This is a genomic window from Streptomyces sp. LZ34, from assembly GCF_053890475.1.
Genome location: NZ_CM132680.1, coordinates 1244822 through 1260847, shown reverse-complemented (window position 1 = coordinate 1260847; position 16026 = coordinate 1244822). Strand labels below are relative to the sequence as shown.

8 protein-coding genes are annotated in these 16026 nt (G+C 72.8%); 5 read left to right on the top strand and 3 right to left on the bottom strand.

From position 1 onward, the window contains the following. Window positions 1-28: 28 nt before the first annotated feature. The 5 genes from ACWY4P_RS04205 (at window position 29) to ACWY4P_RS04185 (ending at window position 5622) form a co-directional block, all read left to right on the top strand. The gene (locus tag ACWY4P_RS04205) at window positions 29-1399 is read left to right on the top strand and encodes an MFS transporter (RefSeq protein ID WP_456208739.1); all 1371 of its coding nucleotides are present in this window, start codon (window positions 29-31) and stop codon (window positions 1397-1399) included. Between the two features lie 29 nt (window positions 1400-1428). Next, complete coding sequence (locus ACWY4P_RS04200; RefSeq protein ID WP_456208738.1) at window positions 1429-2850, top strand: aldehyde dehydrogenase family protein; 1422 nt, start codon at window positions 1429-1431, stop codon at window positions 2848-2850. Between the two features lie 37 nt (window positions 2851-2887). Continuing rightward, window positions 2888-3799 (top strand): transketolase, encoded by a 912-nt coding sequence (locus ACWY4P_RS04195; RefSeq protein ID WP_456208737.1) that lies wholly within the window; start codon window positions 2888-2890, stop codon window positions 3797-3799. Next, window positions 3796-4737, top strand: a complete 942-nt coding sequence (locus ACWY4P_RS04190) for a transketolase family protein (protein ID WP_456208736.1) — start codon at window positions 3796-3798, stop codon at window positions 4735-4737. Before ACWY4P_RS04195 ends, ACWY4P_RS04190 begins: the two co-directional genes overlap by 4 nt. A 99-nt stretch (window positions 4738-4836) precedes the next feature. Beyond that, on the top strand, window positions 4837-5622 hold the full coding sequence (locus ACWY4P_RS04185) for an SDR family NAD(P)-dependent oxidoreductase (RefSeq protein ID WP_456208735.1): 786 nt from the start codon (window positions 4837-4839) through the stop codon (window positions 5620-5622). 22 nt (window positions 5623-5644) lie between these two features. Here ACWY4P_RS04185 and ACWY4P_RS04180 read toward each other — a convergent pair whose 3' ends face one another. From ACWY4P_RS04180 to ACWY4P_RS04170, 3 genes are read right to left on the bottom strand one after another with little or no spacing between them, the layout of a single operon-like run. Then, a complete protein-coding gene (locus ACWY4P_RS04180; RefSeq protein ID WP_456208734.1) occupies window positions 5645-7213 on the bottom strand; it encodes a PfaD family polyunsaturated fatty acid/polyketide biosynthesis protein in 1569 nt (522 codons plus the stop codon). Then, window positions 7210-9726 carry a 3-hydroxyacyl-ACP dehydratase gene (locus ACWY4P_RS04175; RefSeq protein ID WP_456208733.1) on the bottom strand — a complete coding sequence of 839 codons (2517 nt, stop codon included), beginning with the start codon at window positions 9724-9726 and terminating at the stop codon, window positions 7210-7212. Before ACWY4P_RS04175 ends, ACWY4P_RS04180 begins: the two co-directional genes overlap by 4 nt. Further along, window positions 9719-15946, bottom strand: coding sequence for an SDR family NAD(P)-dependent oxidoreductase (locus tag ACWY4P_RS04170; RefSeq protein WP_456208732.1), 6228 nt, complete (start codon window positions 15944-15946; stop codon window positions 9719-9721). Before ACWY4P_RS04170 ends, ACWY4P_RS04175 begins: the two co-directional genes overlap by 8 nt. Window positions 15947-16026 lie beyond the last annotated feature (80 nt).

Genomic DNA, 16026 nt, shown 5'->3' with positions numbered 1-16026 from the left:
CGCTTCAATGAAGAAGCAAGGAGAAGCCATGTCCTCCCCCTCGGCACCGGGCGTCACCACAGGCGCCGCAACCCCTCCTCAGACCGTCACCGAGGACCGCGTCAATCTGCGCCGCGCCCGCTGGGGCGGCCTGGTGGGCACCGCCCTCGAACAGTATGACTTCGTGATCTACGGGACCGCGTCCGCGCTGGTCTTCAACTCGGTGTTCTTCCCCGACCTGAGTCCGGCCGTGGGCTATCTCGGCAGCTTCGGGGCGTATGCCGTCGGCTTTCTCGCCCGTCCGCTGGGCGGTCTGTTCTTCTCCCGCTTCGGGGACCGCCTCGGCCGCAAGTGGGTGCTGGTCACCACGTTGTATCTGATGGGCATCGCCACCTTTCTGATCGGCCTGCTGCCGACGTACGAGACGATCGGGTTCTTCGCGCCCCTGCTGCTGGTCCTGCTGCGCTGTCTCCAGGGCTTCGGAGCCGGTGCCGAAATGGCCGGTGGCACCGTGCTGTTGACCGAGGCGGCGCCGCCCGGCAGACGCGGCTACACCGCCGCGCTGGTCTGGGTCGGAGCCTCGGGGGGCACGGCACTGGGCGCACTCGTCTGGCTGGCGGTCCAGCAACTGCCCGAGGACGCGATGATGAGTTACGGCTGGCGGCTGGTGTTCCTCAGCTCCATCGTCGTCACGCTGATGGCGTATCTGCTGCGGCGCAAGCTCCAGGACTCCCACGTCTTCACCGAGACCGCGAAGGAGCAGGCCAACGAAGACACCGAGGAGCCACGGCCCTCGCCGATCAAGGACGTGTGGGCCAACAGCCGCCGGAACGTGCTGCGGGTCTTTCTGATGGTGGCCGGGGTCAGCCTCAACTCGTACACCTACCAGGTGTTCATGGGCAGCTATCTGGTGTCCGACGTCGATGTGGACAAGGGCGTGTTCACCCGCGCGCTGCTGATCGGCGCGGTCTGCGGGATGGGCGCGGCGGTCTTCTTCGGCTGGCTGTCGGACCGGCTCGGGCGACGGCCCGCGTACACGACCGCGGCCCTGGCGATGATGATCCTGCCGGTCCCCGCCTTCGCGATGCTGAACACCGGAAGCCCCGTGCTGATCACGGTGGTGATCATCCTGGGCTTCGTCTTCGCCGCCGAGGGCTCGGTGAGCGCCCAGGCGGCGTTCCTGCCGGAGATCTTCGGCAGCCGCTATCGCTACGCCGGGGTCACCATGGGGCGTGAACTGGCCTCCATGGTCGGCGGTGCCGGGCCGCTGGTCTGCTCGGCCCTGATCACCTGGGCGAGCGGCAGCTGGATCCCCGTCGCGGCCCTGATGATCGTGACCGTCGCGGTCAGCCTGGTCGTCACCCTGCGCACACCGGAGACCCGGGACCGCGACCTGTACTCCGAGGCCGACGCGGCCTGACCACAGAACCACAGCCGAAGGGCCCCTCCATGCACACGTCCGCGTTCATCGGCGGCAAGCACATCGACGGCGCCGAGACCTACGACAACATCGACCCGGCGGACGGCCGTTCGCTCGGCACCGTGATCCGCTCCGGCCGCCGCGAAATCGACCTGGCCGTCGAGGCGGCCCGGGCCGCCCAGCCCGGCTGGCACGCCACACCGGTCGCGGACCGCGCCGTCGCCCTCACCCGCCTCGCCGACGCCATCACCGCCGAGTGCGAGAACCTGGCCCGGCTGGAGAGCGAGGACACCGGCAAGCCGATCGGCCAGGCGCGTGCCGACGCGGCCGTCTGCGCCCGCTACTTCCAGTTCTACGGCCACGCCATCGACACCTACTACGGCGACACCATTCCGGTGCGACCCGGTATCCAGGCGTACACCACGCGCGAACCCTTCGGCGTCACCGGGCACATCGTCGCCTGGAACTACCCCATGCAACTGTTCGCCCGGGGGGTCGCACCGGCCATCGCCACCGGAAACTGCGCGGTGGTCAAGCCGGCCGACGAGACCCCGCGCACCTCCGTGCGGCTGGCAGAACTCGCCGCGACGGCCGGCATTCCCGACGGCGTGATCAACATCGTGCCCGGCATCGGTTCCGAGGCGGGCGCCGCGCTCACCGCCCATCCGGGCGTCCGCCAGATCGGCTTCGTCGGCTCGACGGCCGTCGGTGCCCAGGTCGCGCACGCCGCCGCCGACCGGGTCGTGCCCGCCACGCTCGAACTGGGCGGCAAGTCCGCGCACGTCGTCTTCCCCGACGCCGACCTCGAAGCCGCCGCCGAGGCCGTCACCAAGGGCATCCTCCAGAACGCGGGTCAGACCTGCTCGGCCGGATCCCGGCTGATCGTGCACCGCGACGCGCACGCCGAGATGGTGGCGCGGCTGACCGCGGCCTTCTCCGCGGTGCGCATCGGCCCCGGTGCCACCGATCCTGACCTGGGGCCCCTGGTGTCAAGGAAACAGCAGGCCCGGGTCGCCGACTTCGTCGACACGCTCACCTCAGGTGAGGTCCTGGTCGGCGGTACGGTCCCCGCTGACCAGGAGCTCAGCTCCGGCGCGTACTACGCCCCCACCCTCGTCGACGGTGTGGACCCGGGCAGCCGGATCGCTCAGGAGGAGGTCTTCGGCCCCGTGCTGGCGGTGCTGAGCTTCGACCGTCCCGAGGAAGCGGTGCGGCTGGCCAACTGCACGCCGTACGCGCTCATGGGCGCGGTCTGGACGTCGGACATCACCCGGGCCCTGACCATCGCCCGTGGCATCGAGGCCGGGCAGGTGTACATCAACGCGTTCGGCGCCGGAGGCGGTGTGGAGCTTCCGTTCGGCGGTTTCCGCGGATCCGGATACGGCCGGGAGAAGGGGGTGGACGCGCTGGATGCCTACACCCAGAGCAAGACCTTCATCATCAAGCTCTGATCGGCGGTCGTACGCCGGAAAGGACCATCGAGGAATCATGACCGTCGCCTCCTGTACGGCGCCGCCGACCGACCGGCAGCGCCCGACCGACGAACAGCTCGGCCATCTCGCAACCCGGGCCCGTGAGCTCATCCTGCGCACCGCTCATCAGGCCGGAGCCGGCCACGTCGGCGGCTCCCTGTCCGCCGCGGACTTGCTGGTGACCCTCTACTTCGACGAGCTGCGGCTCGACCCGGCGCGGCCCGACGCACCGGAGCGGGACCGTTTCATCCTCTCCAAGGGGCACTGTGCCCTCGGCCTCTACGCCGTCCTCGCCATGCGGGGGTACTTCGACGTCGCCGAGCTCGCCGACTTCGACAAGGGCGGTTCGCGGCTGCAGATGCATCCGGACATGACCAAGCTGCCCGGAATCGAGATGTCGACCGGATCGCTCGGCCAGGGCCTGTCCGCCGGAGTGGGCATGTCGCTGGGCGCGCGGCTGGGCGGGGCCGCCTCGGACCCGGGCTCGCGCACGTACGTACTGCTCGGGGACGGCGAGTTGCAGGAGGGCATGACCTGGGAGGCGGCGCATGTGGCGCCCCGCTACCGGCTGGGACACCTGGTCGCGGTCCTCGACCACAACGGCCTGCAGCAGTACGGCTGGCCGCGCGGCGCGGACGACCGCGGTGACCGGCGCGACCCGTGGGCGGGCGTCGACCTGCGGGCCACCTTCACCGGTCTCGGCTGGCGGGTGCTGGAGATCGACGGCAATGACATCGCCGGAATACGGGCCGCGTTCGCCGAGGCCCGGCGGGCCGAAGCCGTCGACCGGCCCACGATGATCCTCGCCACCACCCGCAAGGGGCGCGGCGTCTCCTTCGCGGAGATGACCATCCAGTGGCACACCGGTGCGCCCGACGACCAGCAGCTCGCCGCGGCGCTCGCCGAACTCGAGGGGGCAGCCGGATGACCACACGGACGACATCGATGCGCGAGGCATGGGGCGCCACCCTGGTCGCCCTCGGCGAGGAGGACCCCCGCACCGTGGTGCTCGACGGCGATCTGGCCACCAGCACCAAGGCCGACGCCTTCGCCCAGACGCACCCGGAGCGGTTCCTCCAGATGGGCATCGCCGAGCAGAACCTGGTCGGCGTCGCCGTGGGGCTGGCGACCACCGGACTGGTGCCGTGGCTGTCCTCGTTCGGGGTGTTCTTCTCCCACCGCGCCGTGGACCCGATCCGGATGCTCGTCGCCCAGACCGACGCCAATGTCAAGATCGCGGCGGGCTACACCGGGGTGTGCTTCGGCATGGCCGGCAAATCACACCACGACCACGCCGACCTCGCCGTGATGCGGGCGATGCCGCGCATGACCGTGCTGGCACCGGGCGACGCCACCGAATGCGAGGCGCTCACCCGCTGGGCGCACCATCACAACGGCCCGGTCTACCTCCGGCTCGCCCGCGACGCCGGCCCCGACCTGCCGGCCGGAGAGATCGCCGTCGGAAGGCTGCGCGTGCTGCGCGACGGGCCGGACGGCGTGCTGGTCTCGACCGGCGCGCAGACGGCCCGCACCCTGGAGGCCGCCGAGCGGTTGGCCACCGACGGGCTCGACCTGCGCGTTCTGCACGCCCCGACGATCAAACCGTTCGACGAGCAGGCCCTCATCGCGCTGTGCGCGGACCAGCCGTTCGTCGTCACCGTCGAGGAACACTCCACCTACGGTGGACTCGGCGGCATGGTCGCCGAGATCACCTCGGCCGGGCCGCGCCCCCTGCCGGTGCACCGCATCGCGCTGGAGGACACCTGGGTCGAGACCGGCTCCAACGACTACGTCCTGGAGACGTACGGGCTGTCAGCACGCGCGGTCGCGGCCCGCGTCGCCCAGCTGGCAGGGGTGGTGGCGTAACCGTCACCCGCGCGCTCTCCCCAACGCCCCTGCGGAGCAGGCACCACGGCTCGGCGCCACCGGACACATCGCTGGAATGACGCTGGAAAGGAAGGAAACATGTCCACCACACCCGCCGCCGTGATCTCCGGAGGCGCGCAGGGCATCGGCGCCGCCACGGCAGAGCATCTCGCCGGCCACGGCTGGCGCGTCGTGGTCCTCGATCTCAACGGCCCCGGCGCCGAGGCGGTGGCGGCCACACTCGACGCCGCACATCCGGTGGACGGTGGCCACCTCGGGCTGGCCTGCGACGTGTCCGACGAGACAGCGGTCGACGCGGCTGTGGCACGCGCGGCCGACATCGGCGGCCGGATCGACGCCGTTGTCGCGGCCGCCGGCAACCTGATGCGGGGCCCGGCGGCCGAGCTGGACCTCGGCTCCTGGCAACGGCATCTCGACATCCACCTCACCGGCAGCTTCCTGCTGGCCCGCAGCGCGTTCAGCCTGCTGAGCGCGGCGCGCGGCTCCGTGGTGACCATCGCCTCCGTCGGGTCGACCTTCGGCATACCGCGCCGCGTCGCCTACGCTGCCGCCAAGAGCGGCATCGTAGGGCTGACGCGGACACTGGCCGCCGAATGGGGGCCGCATGGAGTGCGGGTCAACGCCGTGGCGCCCGGCTATGTCAACACCGAGATGGTCCGCTCGGGCCTGGAGGCCGGCACCCTGGACAAGGACGCCCTGCTGGCTCGCACACCGCTGCGCCGGCTCGCCGAGCCGCAGGAGATCGCCGCGGCCGTCGGCTTTCTGGTCTCCCCAGGGGCCGGCTTTGTCAACGGAGCGGTGCTGCCCGTCGACGGCGGCCTGACGATCGACGGCACCTTCGACCTCACCTCGCCCACCCCGTGAATCGCCCCGGGGCCGCTCGGGGTCAAGGGGTGACGGGCACCGCCGAGGGTGCCGGCGGCAGGCGGTAGGAGGCGCAGGCCGCCGGGATCCGCACCCCGCTGAAGCGGAGGTGGGCGAGGCGACGGTGGAACGCGGCGCCGTGCAGCAGATGGCGCGCCACGTCGGCGACCCGGCGCCGGCCGGGATCGGCCAGGACGGAGCCGGCGGCCCAGTCGTTGAACGCGCCCATCGCCGGCCCGCACCAGACCTGGTAGTCGCCGGTGCGCTCGGCGCCGGTGACGGCCCAGCGGGACGACTGGCCGAGGTACCAGCGGAAGACCAGGGCCATACGGTGCCTGGGGTCGAGCTCGGCGCGCAGGAGCTGTTCGGGGTGGTGCTCGGCGAGATAGTCCGCGGTCTCCCGCCAGACCTCGGCCAGCGGGCGCTGGAACACCTTCGCCTCCAGGCGTCGGCGGTCCGAGGCGGGGAGCTCGTCCAAGCCGGCGTGGGCACGGTAGAGCTCATGCAACCGGCGCGCCCGGCCGGCGAAGAGGCTGCCGCTGCGGAGGACCTGGACCTCGACGCCCCCCTCGAACATGTCAGCGGCCGGGGCCATCGCGTAGTCGGCGGGCCCAGCAGCGGCGAGCAGGGCCTTGACCGCCGGCGAGGTGCCCGCCTCCAGGCAGGCCTGGTTGACCGAGCCGGTGACGACGTAGGCGGCGCCCAGGCCGAAGGCGGCCAGGGCCGCCTCCGGGGTGCCGATGCCGCCGGCCGCGCCGACCCGTACCGGCGCCGCCGCGTGGCCGAGCTCGCGGGTGATGCGGTCCCGCAGCCGCAGCATCGCGGGCAGCGCGGTGATCAGCGGGCGGCGGTCGGTGTGCCCCGCGGAGTCCGCCTCGACGGTCAGGTCGTCCGCCATCGGGACCAGCCGCGCCAGCGCGACCTGCTCAGCGGTGACCTCGCCACGGTCGAACAGGGTGCGCACCATCGGCTCGGGGGCCGGCCGGAGGAACAGCTCGGCCACCTCGGCGCGGGACACTTTGGCGATCAGCCGGTTCTCGGCGTACGCCCCGCCCCCGGGGCCGCGGCGCAGCCCCGCCACCCGGTAGCGGACCAGGTCGGGGGTGAGCTGGACGAACGCCGAGGCCTCGACGCAGCGCAGCCGGTGACCCAGGTAGAGGTCGACAACCGCTCGCTCCAGGCTCGGGGCGTGCGGTGTGTGGATGAGGTTGGCGGCGTGAGGCAAGCCGGGGATCTCCCGAGCGAACCGCTTCAGGGCCCGCTCGACCCGATCGGGGGGCAGGCCCGCGGCGCCGTAGGAGGCGAGGAAACCGGCGCGGGCCAGCGCGGCCACCAACTCCTCGGAGGCGATGCCGGCGGCCATGGAACCGGCGAGATACGAGTGGGCCACGCCGTGACCGCGCCGGAAGCCGGACTCGCCGAGCTGGGTGGACGGCATGGGCCCGGCGACGGCCAGCGGGGTCAACGGGCCGCCCGCGACGGGCGGTTCGGCGGTGGCGCCGATCCGGTCCCCGTTCCGGACGATATAGCAAGGGGCGTCCAGGTCGGCGAGGACGGCGTACACCCCGTCCGGGTCGTACCGCACCGTCATCGCGGCACCTTCCCGTCCGTCGTCCCGCCGGTCGGCAGGATCTCCACGCCGATGTTGTCCACCTGGTAGATCCGCAGGTCGTCGCGCCATACGCTGCCGTCGGCGACCAGGAGAAGACCGTCGCCCCGACGCCGTACCCGGCGGATGTGAACCTCGCCGCGCATCCGGCGGTGACCGGGCGTGATCTGCCCTCGGTACTTCCAGGCCAGCTCGACGTGGGCCGCGGGCCGCGCGGCCGGGTCCGGCAGGGAGTCGGCGAGGCCGGCGTGCAGCGCGTACGCCGCGACAGACTGGAACAGCGCCTCGACGCCCACCGAACCGGGCATCACCGGGTCGAAGCGGAAGTGGTGCGCCATGAACCAGTCGTCCTTCGGCACGGTCCGCTCCCACAGGAGGTATCCAGCGCCGTGTTCGCCGCCGTCCACCACCAGGTCGGCCTCGCGCAGCAGCGCGAACCGCCCGCGGCCGAGCCGGGCGTCGCGGGAGAGGTCGAGCCGGCGCAGCCCCGGAGGCCGCGTCGGAAGGCGGTCCAGCCAGGGCGGAGCGTACCGTCCGCCGTCGAGCCCCTGCTGGTTGTCCAGGACCTCCTTGGTGAGGAAGCCGTGGACCGACTCGCCCGAGTAGACCGGCCCGTCAGGAAGGCTGAGCTGGTAGGCGTAGCGGTGGAGGATCGCCCCTGGCAGCTTCGAGTGGTCGGCCAGCATGGTGCGGTGCCGCAGGGCGAGACCGCGCGGGTCGGCGTGCCGGAGGAGGGTGGCGCGACCCTCCAGGTTCCGGCAGACGAAGGCGCTGTCACGATGCTGGTGGAGGATGCCCTGGATGGCGCTCAACTGGGCGGCGGCCTGGAGGCTGGACTCCATGTACAGCAGATTGGGCACGGCGCCGGAGCCGTTCTCCCGGCAGAACCAGGGGTCGGGGTGGACGGCGTACTCGCTGGTGAGGGTGGCGCCCGGCCGGAAGTCGAGAGGCTCGGCGTCGTACTCGAGCGCCCGGTCGACCATCATCAGATCGCCGCGCGGCAGCCGGGGCCGTACGGTCGCCGAGGTCGCCGAGGTCGCCGAGGTCGCCTGGGGTTCCCCGGTGACGGCCGAGAGGTCACCTTCGGCCGAGTGGGCGAGCAGCATCCGCTGAAGTGCGCCGTGCTGCCGCAGCGACTCGTGGGCGGCGGGGGAGTCCCGCGCCTCCCAGACCGTCAGGGCGCCGAGGCCGGTGCCCGGCGGCTCGTGGAGGGCGACGCCGATGCCGTGCAGGCGGGCCACCGGCCGGTCGCCGGCGAGGACAACGGCATCGGCGACGGCGTGCGGTCGGGGCACGAGTCCCACCTCGGCCACGTCGACCTCGCAGCGAAGGGCGGCGCCGAGCGCGGTCGGGTCGATCACCTCGATGGTGGTCGGGCCGCCGTCCCAGGGCTGGAAGCGCGGGTCGGGCAGGCACAGGTGCAGCCCGCGGCGGAGCGCGTACACCTGGAGAACGCCGGCCACGGCCTCGGCCAGCAGCGCGGTGGCGTCCACTCCGCGCCCCGGCCCGCCGCCGTGGAAGGTGAGCTCGGCGGTCACCTTGCCCTGCCCGTACCGGCCGCCCTCGCCGGCCGGCTCCGCGACGGTGCCGATCAGCCGCGGGGCCGGTCCCGGCAGCCGCGGGCCGGTGCTCTCGCCCTCGAAGTCGGGGCCGAGGACCTCCGTGAGGAATCCGCCGGCGAGGGCCCGCAGCTCCTGCCAGGTCAGCCGGGACCGGTGGGTGACCGCCAGCGGGCGGAACTGCCGCGGGTAGCGGGGCACGTGACGCTCCGGCCAGGGGTCCTCATCGGGCAGCGGCTCGATGGCGTGCTCGGGCAACAGGAACCCGCCGGTGCCGGTGGCCTCCACCAGGAGGTTTCCCTCGACGTGGACCTGCCAGTCGAACGTGAAGCGGGTGCCGCGCTCGTCGCGGTGGACGGCCTCGGCGCCTGCCCGCACTCGGAGCTCCGCTCCGGCCTCCGGCAGCTCCCGGTGCCAGGTGAGGACGGTGCGGCCGGGCCTGTGGACGGTGCCGGCCGCCGCGAGGCCGCGCTCCCCGAGCAGCGGCAAGGCCGCCGCGGCGGCGTCGAGGATCCACACCGGGTCGGCCTGGCCTGCCACGCTGTAGTCCGAGTCCGCTGGGACCGTCCGGACCAGCTCGACGCGCGCCGGCCGGTCCATGCGTCCCGTGGGGTGCGGCGCCGGCGCCGCCGGAAGCCGCGCGCCCGGCACGTAGCGCGCGAGCAGGTGTTGCTGGACAGCCTCGTGGGCCTCCAATACCGCGGCGTGCGCGCGGCTGACCCGGTCGGCGATGTCGCGGGCAAGGTGGCTCAGATCGCCGAGGCCCCGTGGGGTGGCTTGCGGGGTGGGCGGAGCCTGCGGGACGGGCAGGACGGGCAGGACAGGCAGGAGGAACGGCTCACCTTCGAAGCCCAGTTCCTCGACGGCAGCGGCGGCAGCGACTTCGGCGACTTCGGCGGTGCCGGCGGTGGCGGCCGGAGCGCCGGGGTCAGCCATGCCGCCCCCCGCGCTCCGCGGGCAGGAAGACGCCGCTGTCCTTCATCTCCGGCGAGGTGAGGATCATGCCGATCCGGCCCCACCGCTGGAGCACCTTTCCCTCCGGGGTGCAGGCGGTGACCGTGCAGATCAGGTGAAGAGGGCTCTCCTCGACGGATTCGGCCACAAGGATGAACGGCGCGTCCGCGGGCAGCGGCGCGAAGAGCTGAACCCGCTCCACCGACACCGGCAGGCAGAGCAGGCCGAGGCGCTGGCGGCCGAACAGCGCCGCCGCCTGGAGCAGCAGGTCGGTGAGGGCCGGGCTGTACCTGGCCCCGGCGAAGGCGCCCTGGCCGAAGACCGGGTCGGCCATCCGGGCGGCGAGGACAAGCCTGCCGGGCCGCTCCTCCAGGGTCGGGCCGAGGCCGCGCAGGGTCGGCCCGTGGAAGAGGAAGCCGTCGTAGGCCTCGTGGGTCTGCGGGTCGAAGTCGGGAAGCTCGTAGGCCGGCAGGTCGATGTCCGGCGGTTGGGTGGCCCGTTTCTCGAGGAGGAAGCCTCCCCCGAAGCGGAGCACCGGCGCGGCGCCCTCCCGCTCGCTGCGGAGCCGGACGGTGATGGCGGCCGAGTCCCCGCCCTCGGGCCCCTCGGGCGGTGAGAGCGTCAGCAGGAAGCGGTCGTCCTCCGCCGAGCCGTCGAAGACCAGCCCCTTACTGATCTGGAAGTCGCGGCACTCGACCACGGGCTGCCCGCTGTGCATCGCCTCCACGACGCGCACGCCCCAGCCGACCGCGGCCGTCAGGGGCAGCACCGGCCAGCCGTGGATGCGGTGGTCGGCGAGCAGCGGCTCGGCGGTGAGCTCCGCCATCCGCCGCTCCACGACCGCGCCGCCGGCCGGCAGCGTCTCACTCCGCCGGTACATGGGCTCCAGCGGTCCGATGACCGTCACCAGGTCCGCGGCGTGCTCCGGGCTCATCTGCTCGGTGAAATAGCCGGTACCGACGTCCCGGGCGAGCAGCGGCACCCCGTGCTGCATGAAGAGCTTCTGGACGCCGGGGGTGGCCATGCCGCCGGCCCACGGTCCCCAGGCCAGGGCGGTGACGTGGCGGCCGGGATGCCTGGCCTTCCAGGCGCAGGCGAACCGGCTCAGTGCCTCGTTGGCCAGGGCATAGTCGGCCTGCCGGAGGTTTCCGTAGATACCGGAGACGGAAGTGAAGACGACCAGGTGACGAAGGTGTTCGGCGTCGAGCGCGTCCAGCACGTTGCCGAGGCCGGTCAGCTTTGTGCCGACCACCCGCCCGACACCCTCTGCTTCCTTCTCGGCGAGGAACTGGTCGGCGAGGACGCCCGCCCCGTGGATGACACCGGTGACCCGGTCGGCGTGCGGGCGCAGCGCCGCGCGCACCGCCGCGGCGTCGGTCAGGTCCACGGCCACGTACTCGGCCTCGGCTCCCGCGTCGCGCAGGGCGGCCAGGGTGGCGCGGATCTCCCGCCCGCCGGTGATCTCGCCGACCTGCCGGGCGATCAGCTCGGTGGCCGCCGGCTTGTCCGGGTCATGGCCGGTGGCGCGCAGATGTTCGGCGGCAGCGGCCTTCAGCTCCTCCTTGCCGTCGAGCCCGGCGGCCCAGTCCGGCTCGTCCGCCAGCGGTGTGCTGCCGAGCAGCAGGTAGCCACAGGACACCTGCCGCGCCAGGGCGATGGCGCACCAGGCGGTGATGCCCCGCGCGCCACCGGTGACCAGAAGAGTGTCGTCGGCGGTCAGCTCCGCGGGCGGCTCGACGGCCCCGTCCTGGTCCTTCGCCGTGGCCGCGTCGACCAGCGGGACCGGCTCGGCGACCAGGACCGGGGTGCGGCGCCCGGCCGGGTGGCGGGCCACCTCGTGCAGGTCCACGGCAGCGTCGGTGATCTCGCCCGCGAGGCAGGCGCCGACCTCCTCCTCGGTCAGCTCGGGAGCCAGGTCGACCGTTCGGCAGAAGAGCTCGGGCGCCTCCAGGGCCAGCGACTTGACCAGCCCGGTGACGCCGCCGGCCAGCGCCCGCTCGGGCTCGCCGCCGGAGCCCGCGTAGCCGAGCGCGCCGTCGAGCCGGGTGACGGCGACGAACCCGGCGCGGGTGCCGCCGGCCGCCGCCCTGCCGAGGGGCTGCCGCAGATGCTTGGCGACCAGGACGGCGTGGGCCAGGCGGCGCACGGCGTCGTCGCGGTCGGTCCCCGGGTCGCGGCTGAAGGGGAGCAGGCACAGATCGAGGCGCGGCACGGCGGCACCGAGGAGGCGGACCTGCTCGGCCAGGCCCTCCTCGCCCCAGTCGGGCAGGTGCCAGGTGTCCGGTTCGGCCCCTCCGGACGCGTCCCGTGTCCCGGGCAGCGCGAGCCGGCCGACCCGCCAGCCGCGCGACTGGAGTGCCGTGGCGAGCCAGCGGCCCAACTCCCCGCCGTCATCGACCAGTACGGCGCAGGGCGGCTCGCCATAGGCGCCGAGCAGTACGTCCGGCTCGGGCAGCAGGCGCCAGCCGATGTGCGCCCGGCCCAGCGGCACGGAGGTGGCGACGCGGAGATTGGTGGTGGGGTTCTTCAGCACCTCGGGGATCAGCGTGGCGAAGTCCCTGACCGTTCGGGCCGCCGTGAAGCGGAAGATCTCCTCGCGGGAGAAGACCGGGTAGCGGCGCCAGAGTTCGGAGGCGATCTCCAACTGCTTGAGGGAGTCGATGCCGAGCTCCGTCTGCAGGTCGATGTCGGGATCGATCATGTCGATCGAGTAGCCGGTCTTTTCGGCCACAACCTCGCGCATCACCTGTTCGATCTCCACGGGATCGAGGTTGGCCAGCTCGGAGCGGAGCTCGGGGTCGATCGCGGCGTCGAAGTCGGTGTCGCGGAGCACTTCGAGCGCGGATTTGCCGGTCGGCGCGGCGGCTTCGTCGGGTGCAACGGCTTGGATGGGTGCGTTGGGTGCGATGGGCGCGCCGGTTCCGTTGGGGTCGCTGGGTTCGACCGGGGCCGGACTCTCCGGCGGCCCGCCCGCTGAGGGAAACCGACCGGTGTGCGACGGTGTTTCGAGCGCGTGTCCGTCGTACGTGCCGTTGGGCGAATACCCTGTCGGCGTCCCGACCGCGGGAAGGCGTAGCAGGTCGCTCAGCACCTCGCTGGCGCGGGCGTGAGCCTCGCCGAGCGCCACGCTGTGGTCGCGGATGGCGGTGATGCCGGTGAGGACCGCTTCGGCCGAGCCGCCGCCGATGCCCTGGTTCAGCAGGCTCACCAACTGGTCGGCGGTCCGAAGCTGCCCGTTGAGGTAGCGGGTGTGCATGGTGAGGTGCTCGGCCGCGGCCCGCCCCAGCGGATCGTCGTCAGCGGCGACCGCGGGCTGCCGCTCGGCAACAGGCTCCGGCTCCCGGCCGACGGGCTCGGCCGGCCGGTAGGGCGTGCCGAGGACGCGCTGGTACTCCTCCTGGCGGGCGATGGTGGCGAACTGCGGGCCGTCGAGGACCCGGGCCACCGCGGACGCGACGGGGCGCGGCGGCACCGGCTCGTCGTGCCGGTCGATGCCGCTCAGCGGCAGTCCCAGAACGCTCAGTTGGACGGCGGCCTGCTTCAGGGTGAGCGTGCTGTCGCCACCGGTGCCGATGTCCGTCCAGACGATGTCCACCCCATGTTCGCCCAGCGTCTGATCGATGAACTGGGAGAGGACGCGCTTGGGCCCGAACTCCACGAAGACCCGGAACCCGTCCGCGTACATCTCCCGCAGCCTGGCCTGGAAGTCGACGGTATTGACGATCTGCCGGGCCAGTACCTCGCGGTTCGCCTCGGAGCCGTCGCCGTAGCTCGCTCCCGGCGTGTTCGCGTACACCGGGACGCGCGGGGCACGGAGCGGGATGTCGGCGATCTCGCGGGCGAAGGAGGCGACGGCGTGCTGGACATGCGGGGTGTGGAAGGCCGCCTCGACGGACAGCCGCAGCGCCGGGATGCGGCGCTCGCCACAAGCGGCGGTGAACCGCTCCACGGCGGCCGTGGGCCCGCCGATCACCACCACCTCGGGCGCGTTCCGGTTGCACACCGTCAGCTCGGAGAACTCGGCGAGGAGGGGGTCGAGCCGGTCGGGTGAGGTGTGCACGCTGACCATGGCGCCCGCGTCGTGCCCGGCCGCGTCGGCGGGCGGGGCCATCGTCCGGGCGCGGGCCGCCGTGGCGGCGAGGAAACCGGCGTCGTCGAAGCAGCCGGCGGCCCACAGGGCGGTCAGCTCGCCGAAGCTGTGGCCGAGCACGCCGTCCGGCGCGAAGCCCAGTTCGGAGAGGTAGCGGAACTGCCCCATCGACAACGCCCCGATGGCAGGCTGGGCGTAGGAGGTACGGCGCAGCCGCTCGGAAGCACGCCGCAGGTCCTTCCCGTCCCGCCCGGGCGCCGGGTAGACGACGTCGGACAGCAGCTCGCGGGGCGGGTCCCCGTCCATGTACAGCGCGTTGGCTGCGTCAAAGGCGGCGCGCACCGGCGGGAGGGAGAGCAGCGCTTCGAGGCCCATGTTGACGTACTGGCTGCCCTGACCGGCGAAGAGCGCCGCCACTTTGCCGCCCGCGGGGAGCGCGGCGGCGCGATACCAGATGCCGTCCGCGTGGGTCCAGCTCGCGCGGCCCGGGTGCGCGTCGAACTGGGCCAGGGCCTTGGCGAGCAGGTCGGGACAGGAGGCGTCGGTGGCGACGAAGCCCAACCGGGCGTGGTCGGCGGGTATCTCGTCGGCGGCGGGCTGTTCGCCGCGTTCGAGCAGCTCGCGCAGCGCCTCGGGGGTCGGGGCGTGCCAGAGGCGGGCTCGCGGGGTGGTGTGGAGAGTACGCGCCGTGTCGCTGGAGGGCTGGTGTTCCTCCAGCACGGCGTGCACATTGACCCCGCCGAAGCCGAACGCGGAGACTCCCGCCCGGCGCACCGAGCGCCGCGGGTCGCGGATCCACGGTCGGCTGGTCGTGTTGACGTACAGCGCCGCGTCCTCCTGCCGGGCTGCGGCGCTGGGCGTCCGGACGTTGATGGTGGCGGGCAGCACCTTGTGGTGGAGGGCGAGGGCCGCCTTGATCAGCCCGGCCGCGCCGGCCGCCGCCTTGGTGTGCCCGATCTGGGATTTCACGCTGCCGACGGCCGCGTACCGCCGGTCATCGGGCGTCGCCATCAGCGCGTTGAGCGCGCCAAGTTCCGCTTCGTCACCGGTGGGGGTGCCGGTGCCATGGGCCTCGATCAGCCCGACCGAGGACGGCGGGCAGTCGGCGTCCTCGTAGGCCCGGCGCAACGCGGTGAGCTGGCCGTCTCCGCAGGGGGCGAACACGCTCTGGGACCGGCCGTCGCTCGAGGTGCCGAGGCCGCGGATGACGGCGTAGACCCGGTCGCCGTCGCGCTCGGCGTCGGCCAGCCGCTTGAGGGCCAGCATCCCGATGCCCTCTCCGACGAGGGTGCCATCGGCATCCTCGTCGAAGGGGCGAATCTCGCCGCTCGGCGACAGCGCCGGGGTCTTGCTGAAGCACATGAAGGAAAAGATGGTGTTGTCCGCGTCGCAGCCACCGGTGATCATGAGGTCGGCGCGATGCCCGACCAGCTCGCTGGCGGCCATCCGCAGCGCGGCGAGGGAGCTGGCGCAGGCGGCGTCCACGGTGCCGTTGAACGCGCCGAGGTTGAGGCGGTTCGCGACCCGGCCGGAGACGACGTTCCCGAGGAAGCCGGGGAAGGAGTTCTCCGTCCAGGGCGGGAAGGCCGCCGTGTACCGGCGCGCGATCTCCTCGGCGTCCCCCTCGCTCAGGCCGCAGCTCAGGACCGCCGCCTTGAGCGCGGGCGTCTGGAGCCGCGCCGCCAGCGGCATCATGCTCGAACTCCCCCCGCACACTCCGAGCACCACCCCGGTCCGCGCCGGGTCGTACCAGCCCGAGGTGTCGCAACCGGCGTCCCGCAGCACATCTTTGGCCACGTGGAGGCTGAGCAACTGGATCAGCCCGGTGGCGTCCAGCGTTTTGGGCGGGATGCCGAACTCGCGGGGGTCGAAGCGGAACGGGGGCAGGAAACCGCCGCGTCGGCAGTAGGTCTTGTCCTCCGCGAACGGGTCGGGATCGAAGTAGTCGGCGATGCTGAACCGGGTTGCCGGGACCTCCTCGGTGCAGTCGGCGCCGGCCACGATGTTGCTCCAGAACTCCCGCACGTTCGTCGCCCGGGGGAAGAGTCCCGCCACCCCCACGATCGCGATCGGGTTTCGGGCCAGCCGGTTGTCGACGGCGTCAGCCAGCATATGGGGCTCTCCTGAGGGGGGGGATCGGGAAAGGTCCGGGGGCGGCCGTCAGGAAGCTCAACTGCCCCCGGGAGTCTATG